The organism is Hungatella sp. SL.1.14 (genome assembly GCF_024460495.1).
GTDB lineage: Bacteria > Bacillota > Clostridia > Lachnospirales > Lachnospiraceae > Hungatella > Hungatella hathewayi.
On record NZ_JANFYJ010000023.1, the window covers coordinates 35,956 to 51,029 of the forward strand.

At 47.8% G+C, this 15,074-nt stretch carries 12 protein-coding genes; 11 read left to right on the forward strand and 1 reads right to left on the reverse strand.

Translation table 11 applies throughout. From position 1 onward, the window contains the following. Positions 1-38 precede the first annotated feature (38 nt). The 11 genes from NE473_RS22140 to NE473_RS22190 all read left to right on the forward strand — a co-directional run bounded on the left by NE473_RS22140 (position 39) and on the right by NE473_RS22190 (position 14,030). A complete protein-coding gene (locus tag NE473_RS22140; protein WP_022030116.1) occupies positions 39-935 on the forward strand; it encodes a carbohydrate ABC transporter permease in 897 nt (298 codons plus the stop codon). A gap of 11 nt (positions 936-946) precedes the next feature. Then, on the forward strand, positions 947-1,810 hold the full coding sequence (locus NE473_RS22145) for a carbohydrate ABC transporter permease (protein WP_022030117.1): 864 nt from the start codon (positions 947-949) through the stop codon (positions 1,808-1,810). A 21-nt stretch (positions 1,811-1,831) separates the two neighbouring features. Beyond that, positions 1,832-3,178, forward strand: coding sequence for a sulfatase family protein (locus NE473_RS22150; protein WP_055650952.1), 1,347 nt, complete (start codon positions 1,832-1,834; stop codon positions 3,176-3,178). Positions 3,179-3,192: 14 nt separating this feature from the next. Further along, entirely contained in the window at positions 3,193-4,668 is a 1,476-nt protein-coding gene (locus NE473_RS22155; protein ID WP_055650951.1) for a sulfatase, read from the forward strand. A gap of 245 nt (positions 4,669-4,913) precedes the next feature. Continuing rightward, a complete protein-coding gene (locus NE473_RS22160; RefSeq protein ID WP_055650950.1) occupies positions 4,914-6,323 on the forward strand; it encodes an ABC transporter substrate-binding protein in 1,410 nt (469 codons plus the stop codon). Positions 6,324-6,383: 60 nt separating this feature from the next. Further along, positions 6,384-7,271, forward strand: coding sequence for a carbohydrate ABC transporter permease (locus NE473_RS22165; RefSeq protein ID WP_055650949.1), 888 nt, complete (start codon positions 6,384-6,386; stop codon positions 7,269-7,271). 5 nt (positions 7,272-7,276) lie between these two features. Then, complete coding sequence (locus NE473_RS22170) at positions 7,277-8,119, forward strand: carbohydrate ABC transporter permease (RefSeq protein WP_050797844.1); 843 nt, start codon at positions 7,277-7,279, stop codon at positions 8,117-8,119. 37 nt (positions 8,120-8,156) lie between these two features. Next, positions 8,157-10,265 carry a beta-galactosidase gene (locus tag NE473_RS22175; RefSeq protein ID WP_055650948.1) on the forward strand — a complete coding sequence of 703 codons (2,109 nt, stop codon included), beginning with the start codon at positions 8,157-8,159 and terminating at the stop codon, positions 10,263-10,265. Next, complete coding sequence (locus tag NE473_RS22180; protein ID WP_006775717.1) at positions 10,262-10,969, forward strand: hypothetical protein; 708 nt, start codon at positions 10,262-10,264, stop codon at positions 10,967-10,969. Before NE473_RS22175 ends, NE473_RS22180 begins: the two co-directional genes overlap by 4 nt. Before the next feature lie 15 nt (positions 10,970-10,984). After that, positions 10,985-12,796, forward strand: coding sequence for a cache domain-containing sensor histidine kinase (locus tag NE473_RS22185; protein WP_006775718.1), 1,812 nt, complete (start codon positions 10,985-10,987; stop codon positions 12,794-12,796). Next, complete coding sequence (locus NE473_RS22190) at positions 12,774-14,030, forward strand: response regulator (RefSeq protein WP_055650947.1); 1,257 nt, start codon at positions 12,774-12,776, stop codon at positions 14,028-14,030. Before NE473_RS22185 ends, NE473_RS22190 begins: the two co-directional genes overlap by 23 nt. A 28-nt stretch (positions 14,031-14,058) precedes the next feature. Here NE473_RS22190 and NE473_RS22195 read toward each other — a convergent pair whose 3' ends face one another. Then, entirely contained in the window at positions 14,059-14,526 is a 468-nt protein-coding gene (locus tag NE473_RS22195; protein ID WP_055650946.1) for a hypothetical protein, read from the reverse strand. Between the last annotated feature and the right edge of the window lie 548 nt (positions 14,527-15,074).

Sequence of the window (15,074 nt, forward strand, 5' to 3'; positions counted from 1 at the left end):
CGTGGCCTGTATAAAATAGAAATGAGGAGAGAGGAAAGATGGCTGGAAAGAAAGTACGAAGTAAAACGCACAGCGATAAAGAGGCATATATTATGATTCTGCCTGCTTACCTGATTTTTACCATATTTATTCTGATACCAATCGGAATGGTATTATATTATAGTTTGACCGATTTTAACATGTACCAGATTCCCCAATTTTTAGGATTGAAAAATTATATGAAGCTGTTTCATGATTCGGAATTTCTTACATCTGTTGGAAATACGCTGCTGTATACGGTAGTAACCCTGACAATACAAATGGCATTGGGGCTCTTATTAGCAGTACTGCTTTATCGGGAATCCAGAGCCGTCCCTTTTTTTCGCACGGCCCTTTACATGCCAAATATTATGTCCATGGTATGTGTGTCTATGGTGTGGCTGTGGCTGTATAATCCCAATTTTGGAATTCTCAACAGTTTTTTAAGACTGATCGGTATACCGGCCCAGCAGTGGCTTATTAATCCGAATCAGGCAATGCTGTGTATCATTATAATAGGAATCTGGAAAAACTGCGGATATTCGATGGTCATCTTTCTGGGAGGCCTGACCGGAATCCCGCAATCTTTATATGAAGCTGCAGAGCTGGATGGCGCAGGTGCTTTTTATAAATTTCTCTATATCACATGGCCAATGCTGTACCCCACTACCTTTTTCCTGCTTGTAACAGGAATCGTAAACAGTTTTGCCGTGTTTGAACAGGTTAATATTATGACAAACGGAGGACCCTTAAATAGAACGACTACGATTGTCCACCAAATTTACAGGAGAGGATTTCTGGAATTCAAGATGGGGTACGCAAGTGCTATGGCGGTGCTGCTGCTGGTGTTTTCTTTATTCGTTACAATGATGGTCTTTAAATTTGGCAATAAAGGTCAGGATGTGGATGTATCTTAGGAGGAGCAAACATGAAAAAGAAAAAAAGAAATCATATCATCTGGATCGTTTGTATGACGGTTGTTTCTGCGATTATTCTGCTTCCGATTATTGTGATGATTTTGACGTCGTTTAAGACGACCGGAGAGATTAATTCGGCGGTGTTCCATTTCCTTCCGGATTCTCTTAATTTTGATAATTATAAAACTGCCATGTCTACCGGAAACTGGCTGATCTATTTTAGAAATTCTTTAATCATTACTCTGGTCAGCATCGTATTTTCGCTGCTGTTTAATTCCATTGCGGGATATGCGTTTGCCAGACTGCATTTTAAAGGGTCAAAGGTGCTTTTTACGCTGTTGTTAGTTGGTCTTATGATGCCGCCTCAGGTGACGATGCTGCCAACGTTTCTGATTATGGCAAGATTTCCGATGATAGGAGGAAATGATATTCTGGGATTTGGCGGTTCAGGTCTGATGAACACCTTTCCCGGCGTAATTATTCCCCTGGTATCCGGCTCCTTTGGTGTCTTTTTGTCAAAGCAGTTTTACGAGAATTTTCCAAAATCACTGGATGAAGCAGCCATGCTGGACGGGGCGGGAAAGTGGAAGACATACTTTTATATCTATCTCCCCAATTCAAAGGTTATTCTTGCGACCTTGGCACTGTTAAAAGGGTCAGCAGTCTGGAATGATTATTTATGGCCTCTGGTCATGACAAATTCAGTAAATATGAGGACCGTACAGCTGGCGCTTACGATGTTCAGAGATGAAAGTACCGTGCGCTGGGGACCTATGATGGCTGCGGCAACGTTAATTTCTCTCCCAATGATTCTGTTATTTTTATGCGCCCAGAAATATTTTGTACAGGGAGTCGTTTCTACTGGATTAAAGTAGACGGCAGAGAGGAGAACTGCAGTGGAAAGACCTAATATTATTGTTTATTTTTCAGATCAGCAGCGTTGGGATACCTTAGGCTGCTATGGCCAGCATCTGAATGTAACCCCCAACCTTGACAGTCTTGCAAAGGAAGGCGTTATATTTGAGAATGCATTTACCTGTCAGCCGGTTTGCGGGCCTGCACGGGCCTGCCTGCAGAGCGGAAAATATGCGACCCAGGTGAACTGCCATAGAAATGCGCTGGCCCTGCCGCAGAATATAAAGACCCTGGCAGATCATTTTAATGAATCCGGATATGAGACGGCTTACGTCGGCAAATGGCATCTGGCCTCAAACAGAAGCAGTTATACGGCTCCGTTTGATGAAGAAAACTACGAGACCAGGGCGATTCCGCCGGAACGCAGGGGCGGGTATCGGGATTATTGGATGGCGGCCGATGTTTTAGAGGCGACCTCCCATGGATACGATGGATATGTGTTTGATGATGAAGGAAAAAAATGCGAGTTTATCGGTTACCGTGCGGATGCAATAAACAACTATGCGGTACATTACCTCCACCAGTATGACGGGGAGAAACCATTTTTTCTGTTTATTTCTCAAATCGAGCCTCATCACCAGAATGATCATGGCCGTTTTGAGGCGCCGGATGGCGCGCGTGAGAAGTTTACCGGCTATGAGCTGCCGGCTGACATTCCTGTGGACAGGGGGGATTGGAAGGAACATTATCCGGACTATTTAGGGCAGTGTCACAGCCTGGATGAAAATGTCGGACGGCTGGTCGAAACGCTGAAGGCGAGGGGATTGTGGGAGAACACGATCCTGTTTTACACATCGGACCATGGCTGCCATTTTTGCACAAGGAACAGCGAGTATAAGCGCTCCTGCCATGAGGCGAGCATCCATATTCCGCTGCTTGCAGTGGGCGGACCATTTAAAGGCGAAAAAACAATTTCAGAACTGGTTAGCCTGATTGATTTACCGGTGACGCTGCTGGACTGTGCAGGGATCGAAAAACCGGAGGATTTTCAGGGGAATTCGCTGAAATCCCTTGCCGATGGAACATCGGAAGGCTGGGAGGACTGTGTGTTTATACAGATCAGTGAAAGCGGGGTCGGCAGAGCAATCCGGACAGATCGGTGGAAATACTCAATCGCTGCAGATGCGGATGGCTGGAACTGCCCGGGTGCAGATGTCTATTATGAACAGTACCTGTTTGATTTAGAGCACGATCCGGCTGAACAATACAATCTGGCGGGAGACCCTGACTGTGAAACGACAAGGAGAATGCTGCGTGAGAAGCTCCTGTTTTGTATGGAACGGGCAGGAGAGAAGAGACCGGTAATTCGTCCTTTTCGAGAGGGCTGAAAGGGGGAACTGGTATGAAAGCAATTATGATCATGTTTGATTCCTTAAACCGCAGATTTCTTGAACCGTATGGCTGTCGGGAGACAATCACTCCGAATTTCCTCAGATTGGCACAGAAAACCGTGCGGTTTGAGAACAGCTACGCCGGAAGTCTGCCCTGTATTCCCGCAAGGAGAGAACTGCACACGGGACGGTATAATTTTTTGCACCGGTCCTGGGGACCTCTGGAGCCTTTTGATGATTCCATGCCGGGAATTCTGCGGGAGCATGGGATCCACAGCCATCTGGTCAGCGATCACGGCCATTATTGGGAATGCGGAGGTGCAACGTATCACACTCAATATACCACATGGGAAAATATACGGGGACAGGAGGGCGATCCCTGGGCCCCTGTGGTTGGAGGCGCAGAGGATACGGACCCGAATTTTGCCGTATTTACAGAAGGACTGCGCAGCGAACTGTACAGGCAGAACCTGGCGAACCGGACAAGAGTGATCGAAAAAGACCAGTACCCATTGGTGAAGACCTTCGACCAGGGCCTTGGATTTTTGAGAGAAAATGAAGGGAAGGATTCTTTCTTTTTACAGATAGAGTCGTTTTCACCTCATGAGCCTTTTATGGCGGGCAGGGAGTTTAAAGAGATGTATCCTGGGAAGGTAAAAGGGAAAAAGTATGAGTGGCCGGATTATGGACCGGTAAAGGAAGCTCCTGATGAAATCGATGAGGTACGTTACTCTTATTTTGCTGATCTGACAATGTGCGATGAGCAGTTAGGCCGTCTGCTGGATTACATGGATGAAAAGAATCTGTGGGAAGACACGATGGTTATCGTCAATACCGATCATGGATACATGTTGGGAGAGCACGGGTATTGGGCGAAGAACTATATGCTGTGCTACGATGAGATTGTCCATACGCCGCTGTTCATCTGGGATCCAAGATTCCCTGAATCTGCCGGAACGAGCAGGACAGCGCTTGTGCAGACCATAGATCTGCCGGTTACGATTCTGAAGTTTTTTGGTATCGATCCTGCCGAAGATATGCAGGGGCAGGATATAGCGCAGATTATAGGGGAAGATAAAGGCAGCCGTTCATGCGGATTGTTTGGTATATTTGGGGCGCATATATGCTGTACGGATGGAAGATACGTATATATGAGGGCTCCGAGAAATTTAGAGATTCCCCTTCATGAGTATACATTAATGCCAACACATATGATGGACTTCTTTTCACCGAGGGAATTAGAATCTATGGAACGTCATGAAGCCTTTTCCTTTACAAAAAATTGTCCTGTTATGCAGATTGATGCGGATAAGGCGATCCGGTGTATTGAGGAAGGAGACTATCTGTTTGATTTATGGAATGATCCGGGGCAGAAGCATCCGATTTTATCGGAAGAAATAGTGGGAAAAATGGAGCAGAGCATGGTTCGGCTTATGAGGCTTAACGATGCTCCGGAGGAACTGTATCTGCGATTTGGTTTTGCCTGAAAGAGGATCCGGCTGAGAGAAGGCTGTGATCAATAATGGAGAAAGAATCCCTGGCTCGAAGAAATTCGGCCAGGGATTCTTCTGCGGCTATAATATTATTTATGTAAACAGTGTAATAATTTATAACATTTCCCATAATTTATTCCTATTTATTTCCGCCCTTTATTCCCCTATAATAAAACCATCAGAAATACCTGCGCAGGTTCAAATAGAATGATGCTACTATAAGGAGGAGGACTTATACTATGAGGAAAAGTATCTGTAAAGCGGCAGCCCTGATTCTTGCCGGAACAATGTGCGTGGGCCTAACAGCCTGCGGTGGAAAGACTCAGGAAACAAAGGTCCAGGAGACGGCGGTTCAGGACACAAAGGAGGTGCAGACCGGAGAAACAGGAAAGGAACAGGCTTCGGAAGCGGGGAAAGAGAGTGCCGCGCCAAAGAAGAAGGTATCACTGGTTCTTGCAACAAACTGGGGTGAGGGGGACTCCAAGTATCACTATTTCTATCCGAAGTTTCAGGAATTTCAGGAAGCGAATGCCGATACGATGGATATTACTCTGGAGACTTACAGCACAGAAGACTATAAGACAAAGATTAAGACACAGACAGCTTCCGGTGATCTGCCGGATGTGTTTACCTATTGGGGCGGTGCGATGATGACCGATATGGTGGAAGCGGGACTGCTGCTCGATGTGGAAGAGTACTTTAACGCGTCGGATCATGTAAAGAGAGACGGATTTGAACCGACCTCCTTCGGATATTATACGGCTTCCGACGGAAAGACCTACGGAATCCCGATTGAATCTACCAGGGGGATTTTCCTGGCTAATAAACAGCTGTTTGAAGAGAACGGTCTGGACATTCCAAAGACTTATGAGGAGCTTTTAAAGACAGCAAAGACTTTTAACGAAAAGGGCATAATCCCAATCGCGATCGGCAGCAACGGCGGAACACCATCTGAATTCTTTTTCAGTGAACTGTACGGCCAGTATGACGGGGCGGCAAAGGAGCTGGAGGAGCTGGCCGCGACCAGGACCTTCAATACCGGGAATGCGCTTAAGGTAGCGAACAATATAAAGGATATGATCGATCAGAAGATGTTTCCTGCGGATACGGTGGCAAATGGGGGATGGGCTGCGAGCCTTCAGCTTTATACCGACAGGAAGGCAGCTATGACCTATACGTATCCATGGATGTTTGAGTCCATACCGGAAGAGATTCAGGAAGCCAGTGAGATCGTACCCTTGCCCATGCTCCCTGACGCGGATATCGATCCGGCCGGTATCATGACCGGATTTACGGTATACGGATTTGAAATTAATAAGGCTTCCTTTGAGGATGCGGCAAAGCATGATGCCATGGTGAAGCTCTGCGATTTCCTGGCTTCTGATGAATTATCCGCAGAACTGACGAAGAGCGGCATGATTCCGGCAAAGAATATTGAAATTGACATGGACAGCCAGAAGCTTATCTTTAAGAAAATGATGGAATATGCCCAGGATAAAAAGCTGATTTCCGTCCACTATACAACCATGCCCGATCAGGATGCCGTTAATATGATGGATTCCAGCTTAGACGAGTTCTTTATCAAAGCGCTGACGCCGCAGGAGCTGATTGACAAAGTACAGGCGGTTTTGGACAAGAATAATAAGTAAACGGGGAAATAATGGGGCTGTTCCGGGACGAAAGGAACGGCCCCGTTTTAAGGTGATCGCATGAAAAGAAAATACTTGAAAAAATATCATAATCTGCCGGTTACTGTAATGTTCCTGGCACCGGCATTTTTAATCTACACGGTCTTTCTGTTCCTGCCGCTGATTCTCACATTTTGGTACAGTCTGACGACCTGGAACGGCGTTTCTGCGAAGGTCTTTGCAGGACTTGCCAATTACAGGGAGCTTGCGGCGGACAGCGACTACTGGCTCACATTTTCCAACACGGTAAAGCTTACTGTGATCTCTCTCATCATCCAGATTGGAGCAGGAATTCTTCTGGCTTACCTCTTATACAGCTGGACGAAGGGGATGAAGATCTTCCGCACCATCTATTTTCTTCCGGTGGTTATCGCACCGGTTGCCATCGGTTTGATGTTTTCCCTGTTTTATAACAGCGAAATCGGTATTTTCAATAAAATCCTGACTGCGGTCGGTCTGGGGAGATTTGCGACGAACTGGCTGTCCAATCCGCGTACACTGTTATATGCGGTGATGGCGCCGCAGGTATGGCAGTACATAGGCCTTTATGTAACCATATTTTTAGGAGCACTTCAATCAGTACCGGAGGATTTAATCGAGAGCGCGCAGATCGACGGAGCCGGGAAATTACAGTCATTCTTCCACGTCATCCTGCCGCAGATCACCGGATTTATGAATATCTGCATCCTCCTGTGTCTGACCGGATCGTTAAAGGCATTCGATCATTCCTGGATCATGACCGGAGGCGGGCCGGGAGTGCGCTCCGCATATCTGGGGGTATTCATGTATAAATCAGCCTTTGTGAATTCTGATTTTGGCCTCGGAAGCGCGGTGACGATTACCATTGTGACGGTGTCCTTAACGGTTACCATACTGTTTAACTGGTTTGCAGACAGAAAGAAGGGGTGAGGCTTGTGGAACGATTTTTAAAACGATCTCTGAAATACAGGGTTACCGCTGTTTTGTGCTATGCCATCATGAGCATATCGGCGGTGGCAGCGCTTTACCCTTTTATATGGGTGGTCTTTTCCTCGCTCAAGGATAACAATGAGATTTACAGCAATTCCTTCGGTCTTCCGAAGACGGCGGTGTGGTCAAACTACGCGGAGGCGTGGAAAGGAGCCAGAGTCGGCCGGAGTTTTGTAAACAGTATTCTCGTCTGCCTGATAACGCTGGCGGTGCTTACCGTAATTACGTCCATGGCCAGCTATATTCTCACAAGGGTTACAAAGAGCAGACTGCTGTCCGTGTATTTTTCTCTGGGAATCATGATTCCGGTGCATGCGCTATTGATTCCGTCCGTACTGATCTTTAAAAGGCTTCATCTGATCGACCATCTGTCCGGCCTGATGATCGTATACACGGCGGTGAACATCTCTTTTGCCATGTTTATTATGAACGGGTTCATGGAGGGGATCCCCAGGGAGCTGGATGAGGCGGCTACGATCGACGGGTGCGGTCGGGCGGGAATCTTCTTTCACATTGTGTTTCCGGTAGCGAAACCGGGAATCGCCACGGTGGCTACCATCACATTTTTAAACTGCTGGAACGATCTGCTTCTGGGGCTGGTGCTGATCTCAACACCTGCCAGAAAGACACTTTCCATGACAATCTCCGCGTTGAAGGGATCTTACGTGACACAGTACGGTCTCCTCTGCGCCGGTTTCGTCATCTCGATCGTTCCGGTAGTCTTTATGTATCTGCTGTTCCAGAAACAGGTGATAGCGGGTATGACAGCGGGAGCAGTCAAGGGTTAGGCGCGTCCGGAAAGGAAGCGCCGGAGGAGGAAATAACATGGTGAAATTCACACATGACGGAATCCGGATAAACGGAGTGGAAAGGCCTCTGTACAGTGGCTCGATACATTACTGGAGGACGAAGAAGAAGGACTGGCGGCTTGTTCTGTCACAGATCAGGGGCATGGGTTTTGAGATCGTGGAAACGTATATTCCGTGGTCGGTTCATGAATATGAGGAAGGAAAGTATGATTTTGGAGAGATTGAGGAAGAGAAAGATCTGGACCTGTTTTTAACCCTCTGCGAGGAAATGAACCTGGCCGTCATCGTTCGCCCAGGGCCTCATATCAATGCAGAGATGACCGGTTTCGGATATCCAGAGTGGATTCTGATGGATGAGGAGATTCAGGCGAAAAATCCATGGGGAACCACGGTTTTGTATCCCTATGCCACAGGTCCCTTTCCTATTCCTTCCTATGCAAGTGACAAGCTGTATGAGAAGACAGAGATTTATTTTCAGAAACTGAAGCCGATTCTGCAGCGGCACTGCGGCGGCAGCGGCTGTATCTGCCTGATCCAGGCGGATAACGAGACGTGCAACTTCTTCCGGGACAGGCCGTATATTATGGATTACTCGGACTGCTCGAAGGCACAGTATCATAAATTCCTGGTGGAGCGATACGGTACCGTGGCGGCCATGAACGAGAGGTATCACAGAAATTACAGCGGATTTCAGGAAACAGAACCGCCCTGCGGCTTTGAAGAAGGCGATTTTTCGTCGCTCTGCTATTATCTGGACTGGGTAGAATTTAAGGAGTATCAGATTCTCGCTGCTCTGGGGCGGCTGGTGGACATCATAAACCGCCTGGAGCTTCCGGTACCGATTTTCCATAACTGCGCATATCAGAACTATACGCCTGTCTCGGTTCAGAGAGATGAGGAGATACCAGGCCTTATGGTGGCTGGGATCGATGCCTATCCGGAGCCGGGAGATGCGGCCATGCTGAAGGAGAGAATTCGGTATCTGGCCGGCAGCAGCCGTTTTCCGTTCGTGCCGGAATTTGGTTCCGGCTCCTGGTTTGACCGGGAAATGCTTCTGACCGCAGAGGAAGAGCGGTTCGGATACCTGTATTCTGTGATGAATGGTTTAAAGGGGGTGAATTTTTATATGCTGGCGGAGCGGGACCGGTGGACTGGCTGTCCTGTGACTAACGACGGAAGAATCAGGAAGCCGTATTACGAGATGTTCTCGGATCTGCTGAGACTGTTGAAAGATCATGAAATATATCATTTTAACCGCTCTCCCCGCGTGCTGATTTTAAAAAATTACGATATGGGGAGGCTGAAGGCTCTCCATTCCGTGATGGATTGTAATACATTCTCGTCAAATTGTTTTATCAAGGGGCCGGATATTCCAGCGGCGTTGTTTCTGCCGGAGGGGGAACCGGAATATTATCTGGACAGGGAATTAAATTACTGGGATGATGCATGGGTAAAAGGACTGGCGAAGCGCTTCGACGAAGAACATGAAATCTATGATTATTCTGATGAATATCTGGATTATGGCAGATGGCTCCAATACGATGTGATTGCGGCGGCATCGGGGGATATCATGGATGCGAAGACGCAAAAGCGCCTGGCGGATTTTGCCAGTATGCCGGGAAAGAAGGTAATTCTGGGGCCAGTCATTCCCAGGTACGACAGAACCTTAAAAGCCTGTGAAATACTGAAACACATGGTGGAAGAGGGGGAGGACTCCGGAATTCTGTTTGCAAAAGAGCCGGGAGAGATCGGTGCCGGTTTCTGGGAGCATTTAAGGCGGAGCAGAGAATACGGCTGTGGGGATCCGGAGATCGAGCTGGCCGTTCACCGGAGAGAGAATAGCAGAGATCATCTGCTTTATACAGCCAATCTTTCCGGAAAAGAGAAAACGGCATTTATTTCCGTTAGCGACGAGCCAAATGAACACATTAGCGAATCCATTTGGCGACTGCCGCGAGGTTCGAAATCACCGCTGCAGACGGCGGGGGCGTTGAATGCCAGTGCGGAAAGGCGCCGCTTTTCAGTGCTGCAGGGGCCTGTGAAAATAAACATGGAGAAAAACGGCATAACTGTACAGATCCCCGCTTATACTGTGGCTATTTTGTATGTGGAGGAGAATGTATGATAGACAGTGGTTTAAAAGTGGAATATTTGGATCCGGAGCTCTGGACTCATCTGGGAGAAATCCTTCAGCCTTTATCCGGGCAAGGACAGGTCCTGCATGTCAGAAGGCTGTCTTCCGGTTTGTACCGGGCTGTTAAGTGCAGCAGGGGGACAGCCGCAGTGTGTGAGAGTGAAGCTGGCTGCCCGTTTCTCGATCTTTCCCAGTATATGGAAGGAGAAGAATTAAATACGGAGCGGATTTTTCGGGATTTTTATGATATTATGGAAATCAGGATTTATACGCTGGAGGGTCTGCGGCAGTGTTACGCAGAAAGCCAGAAAGCGGAGCTGTATCGTCTCGATATTGACGAGGCAATATCTAAAATCTATGGTATCTTCGGGCATACGGCTGGAATGACTGCAGTGCGGAGAAAGGAAACGGGCGAGCGATGGTATTTTGAATCGTTGAGACGGCTTTTGGGGGATAAAGATGGAGATCATGTATATCTGTTGTGGATTACGGACAACAGGACGCTGTATTTTAACTGTATTCTGGAGATGAAGAGGGGGAGACTGGTGGGAATCTCCACATCGGACAGATATGGCGGGGAACGAGATTATGATAAGATTCAGGGATTAATAGAGAAGGAATACAGGATGAAGCCGGAAGTATTCTGTATGGAGCTTTCGGAATATCGTACTAACGAAAGGATATTTTGGTTTTAACAACGGGGGATAAGGATGAGAGAGAAGGGAAACAGGAGTTCGCTGAAGGTGAGATTTACGCTTGCCATGGTACTGATGTCGCTGATTCCGGGGCTGATACTGGCGGTAGTTTACTACAGGAATGTGAAGGACTTCTACCAGGATAAGACCTGGACGTATCAGGAGAACACCTTGAGGCTGATGGAGGCGAAGATGCAGGATATCGTCAAGCAGAGTGAGGTGGTGCTGAACCAGGTTCTGGGACTTTCTGTTACCTCCGACCTGTTTTCCGGCTATACAGAGATGAATGCCTATGAGCGCTTAAACCTGATGCGCAATATAAACGGCACGCTGTCGAACATCCGGATTGCCAATAATTCCATCGATCACATCTATCTGCTGGCGTTTGACGGAGGCGCCTATTCGTCCAATGCTGGCTGGAATAAACGTGAATATGCCGAAAATGACTGGACGAAGATTCGGGAAGACCAGCCAGGCGAAAGTATTACCGTACCAACGCATCCGGCCGCTTACAAATACTTGAACCCCGGAGCAGCGGATCCTCTGGTGGTCAGTATCGTAACGTATTTAAACCGATATACGGGAAACAGCGTCATCGGGCTGGTACAGATTGATTTGAGCTATGAAAAGATCAGGGAGGCCATGGACTGTATGGAGATGGATGACAGCGATATGGCGTTTGTCGTGGATGAAGAAGGACGGGTAATCTTTGCGCCGAAGGAGTCCATGGCGGGACTTCCTGCGGCAGACGTTTCCCTGGGGGCGTATAATCTGGCGCAGATTCTATCTGCAGTCGACGGAGGCGTGGAGGAGGACGGAAACTTTTCCATTCATCTGGACTATGGAAGAGACAGCGGTACGATTCGGAAACGCCGCGTAGGAAACAGCGGATTCTCGATTATTCAGATCAACAGCGGACGAATGCTTAAGCAGGAACTGGACCGGTTCCGTAAGGTATGGGCGGCCGTGGTCGGTGCCTGTATGGTGTCCGCGGCTCTTCTCGCCTCAAGCCTGTCAGCTGGTATTGTAAAACCGGTCACCAGCTTAATAAGGAGCATGAGCCGTGTCAGCCGCGGTGATTTTTCCACAAAAGTGGAGACACCGAAAGATAAAGACTTATCTGAGCTGGCCTTAAGCTTTAACACCATGGTGGCTGAGGTGGATAAGCTGATGCATGAAAATATAGTAAAAGAGAGAGAACGGCTGACCATGGAGCAGACAGCTCTCAATTCCCAGATCAATTCCCATTTTCTGTATAATACCTTAAATACCGTGAAGTGGATGGCGGTGCGGGCGGGGAATGAGGAGATCGCGCGGATGATAGTGGCCCTGGTCAATATGTTAGAGTACAGTTGCAAAAAGATCGATATGCCCGTTTTCATCCCAGAGGAAATAAAATTTATCAAAAACTACGTGTGCATCCAGGAAGGGCGGTGCTGTAGCAGTGTTCATATAAAGTTTGATATCGATCCGAAGCTGGAGAATTGCCTGATCTTAAAAATGCTGCTTCAGCCGGTGGTGGAAAATGCCATGCAGCATGGCTTTGGAGAGGATAATATTGATAACCGGATCCTGATAACCGGAAGGCTTTTAGGAGATCGGGTACAGTTTCAAATTCGGGATAATGGACAGGGATTTCTGTATGAGGGCTTCGATAAGCTTACCGGTGTAGGGCTCCATAATATTCAGGACAGAATCCGGTTGAACTATGGAGACAACTACGGTGTGGAGCTGGAAAGTAAGCCGGGAGAGGGAACTGCAGTGACGGTGGAAATACCGGTTTGCCAAAAGGCGGAGGAGGCAGATGGAGAAGATTTTAATTGTTGACGACGAGATGTTTTCCAGAACAGCCATTGAAGACATTCTTCGGGCCGAATGGAGCAGTATAGAAGTCTTCAGTGCCAGAGGAGCCTTGGAGGCGCTGAGAATTTTAGAGAGGGAAGAGATTGACCTTTTGATGACGGATATCAAAATGCCTGGTATGAACGGCCTGGAACTGCTGGCAGAGGTAAGAAAGCGGGGGCTTTCTATGGAGGTTATCATACTGAGCAGCTATAATGAGTTTGATCTTGTGAGACAGGCTATGAAGCTGGGCACGTTTGACTATTTGTTCAAGCCTGCCATGCTTCCGCCGGATATCATCGAGGTGGTCAAAAAGGCGTTGCAGAAACAGCGGGAAAAGAGCAGCAGCAGGATCGCGGAATCTGACAGAAAGAGGCTTTCCAGAGACAGAGAACAGTTTTTTCGGGATCTCATAAGCGCGGCTGGAATCGGAAGGACCTGGTTTGAAGAGCGGGCCGCCGCGTTTGGACTTCCGGAGCCGGTGGGAAAAAATGCAGTTGTGGTATTCCGGCTGATCCGGTACCGGAAAAGCATGGCGGAAATCTTCGAAAATGATGTTTCACTGCTTCGAGCTTCTGTCTGCAATGTCATGTCCGAGGCGCTGGATTCCGAAAAGGACTGCCAGTTTCTGTGCAATAAGTTTGATGAGTACGTGTGGATTGTCTGGGAGGCACGGGAAGATGGAAGACAGGAGTTTTATGAACGGCTGGAAGCGCTGATCCGGACAGCGGCAGACTTTTTGAGCAGGTATTACGGACTGGAGTTTTCCATCGGCATCAGCCGCAGCTCTGCCAGCCTGTTTGACTGCTGTCAGGGATACACGGAGGCTGCGGACAATGGAAGGGAAAGTGAAACGGGGATATTCTATGCCGGTGGTCCGGATACCGGCAGTTTGAAACAGGAGATGCGGGCTGCCCTGGATTATATCCGGGATCATCTGGGAGATAAGGATCTGTCACTTCAGACGGTGGCGGATCAGGTGGGAATCAGCCGGAATTATTTCAGCCGAATATTTAAGGAGGTTATGGGCGTCAATTTCATCGACTATATCACCCGACTCCGGGTGGAGAAGGCCAGAAGCCTGTACATTAACACGGATATGAAAATCTATGAGATTGCAGAACTGGTGGGATATTCTGACTGGCATTATCTCTACAGTGTTTATAAAAAGCAGCTGGGTCATTCGATGTCAAAAGAAAAGAGGGGAAAGACCACATAAAACGGTTCTTTCTCCTCTTAATCTGTTCTTATAATTCCGGAGCACTGCCGTTGATCGCCTGAACCTTTGAGATATCGATATCCTTGATTGAAAAAGATACATTGAAGGAGGAGTCCGTACCTGCAAGGAAAAATGTGGTAGTGCCCGGCTTCAAAGTGACTGTTTCCTCTCCGTAAGTCTTGTCTTCGGTATCCGCAAGGAGAATCGTCTCATCTTCCGGAGTTCGGCAGGAGAGTGTAATATCCCCGGTATTTTTTGTCAATGTGTAGGTGAGGGAAACGGATTCCTCATCAGAAACTTCAATTGTCAGAAATGCGGCGTCGGTGATGTTGACGTAGGCATCCGCTTTCACGATGATGGATCGGTCCGTATGTGTGACGTTCAGCGAATGAAAGATACTGGACTGGGCGTTGGTTGGATGATTCGGATCAGCAGCACAGGCGGTTGTTGAGAGACAGAATATCATAAGGATGGTAACGAGTGCAGTATGCTTCATGGTAAATCCCCCTTTCCCGGTTTTTCCATTTATCTGTATTATGAGAATAACAGATTGAAAGGAAAAAACAGAGCATAATTTTCTTAATATTTTCTAAAAGCAGCTATGATACCTGGCAGGATAAACTTGTAAACTTACAAAATTATTAAGAATTGTGGTTCCTCATGAGGCTGAGAGAGATTTCAGTGTTTTCGTTCCGCCAGGGAGCCGGGGCCGGAGCGCTTCCCCCAGTTTCGGCTCATGGTTTCGGCCGGGGCATCTCTAAGGCCGGAAGGATACAAAAACAAGGGTACCGATGACATTCATCGAGAACTCCTGAAGGACTTCTCGATTCAGGTCCTCTAAAAATCTGACTTTGAGGTCAGATTTTTCCCCTTGTTTTTGCATCCTTCCGACCTAAGAGCTGCCGACGTCCTGCAAAAATCGCCGAAACTGGGGGAAGCGCTCCGGCCCCGGCTCCCTGGCGAAACGAAAACACCGAAATTCCGGCTAAAGTTATTGACGAAAGCAACTTTTTATAATTTTGTAAGTTTACAAGTTTATCCTGG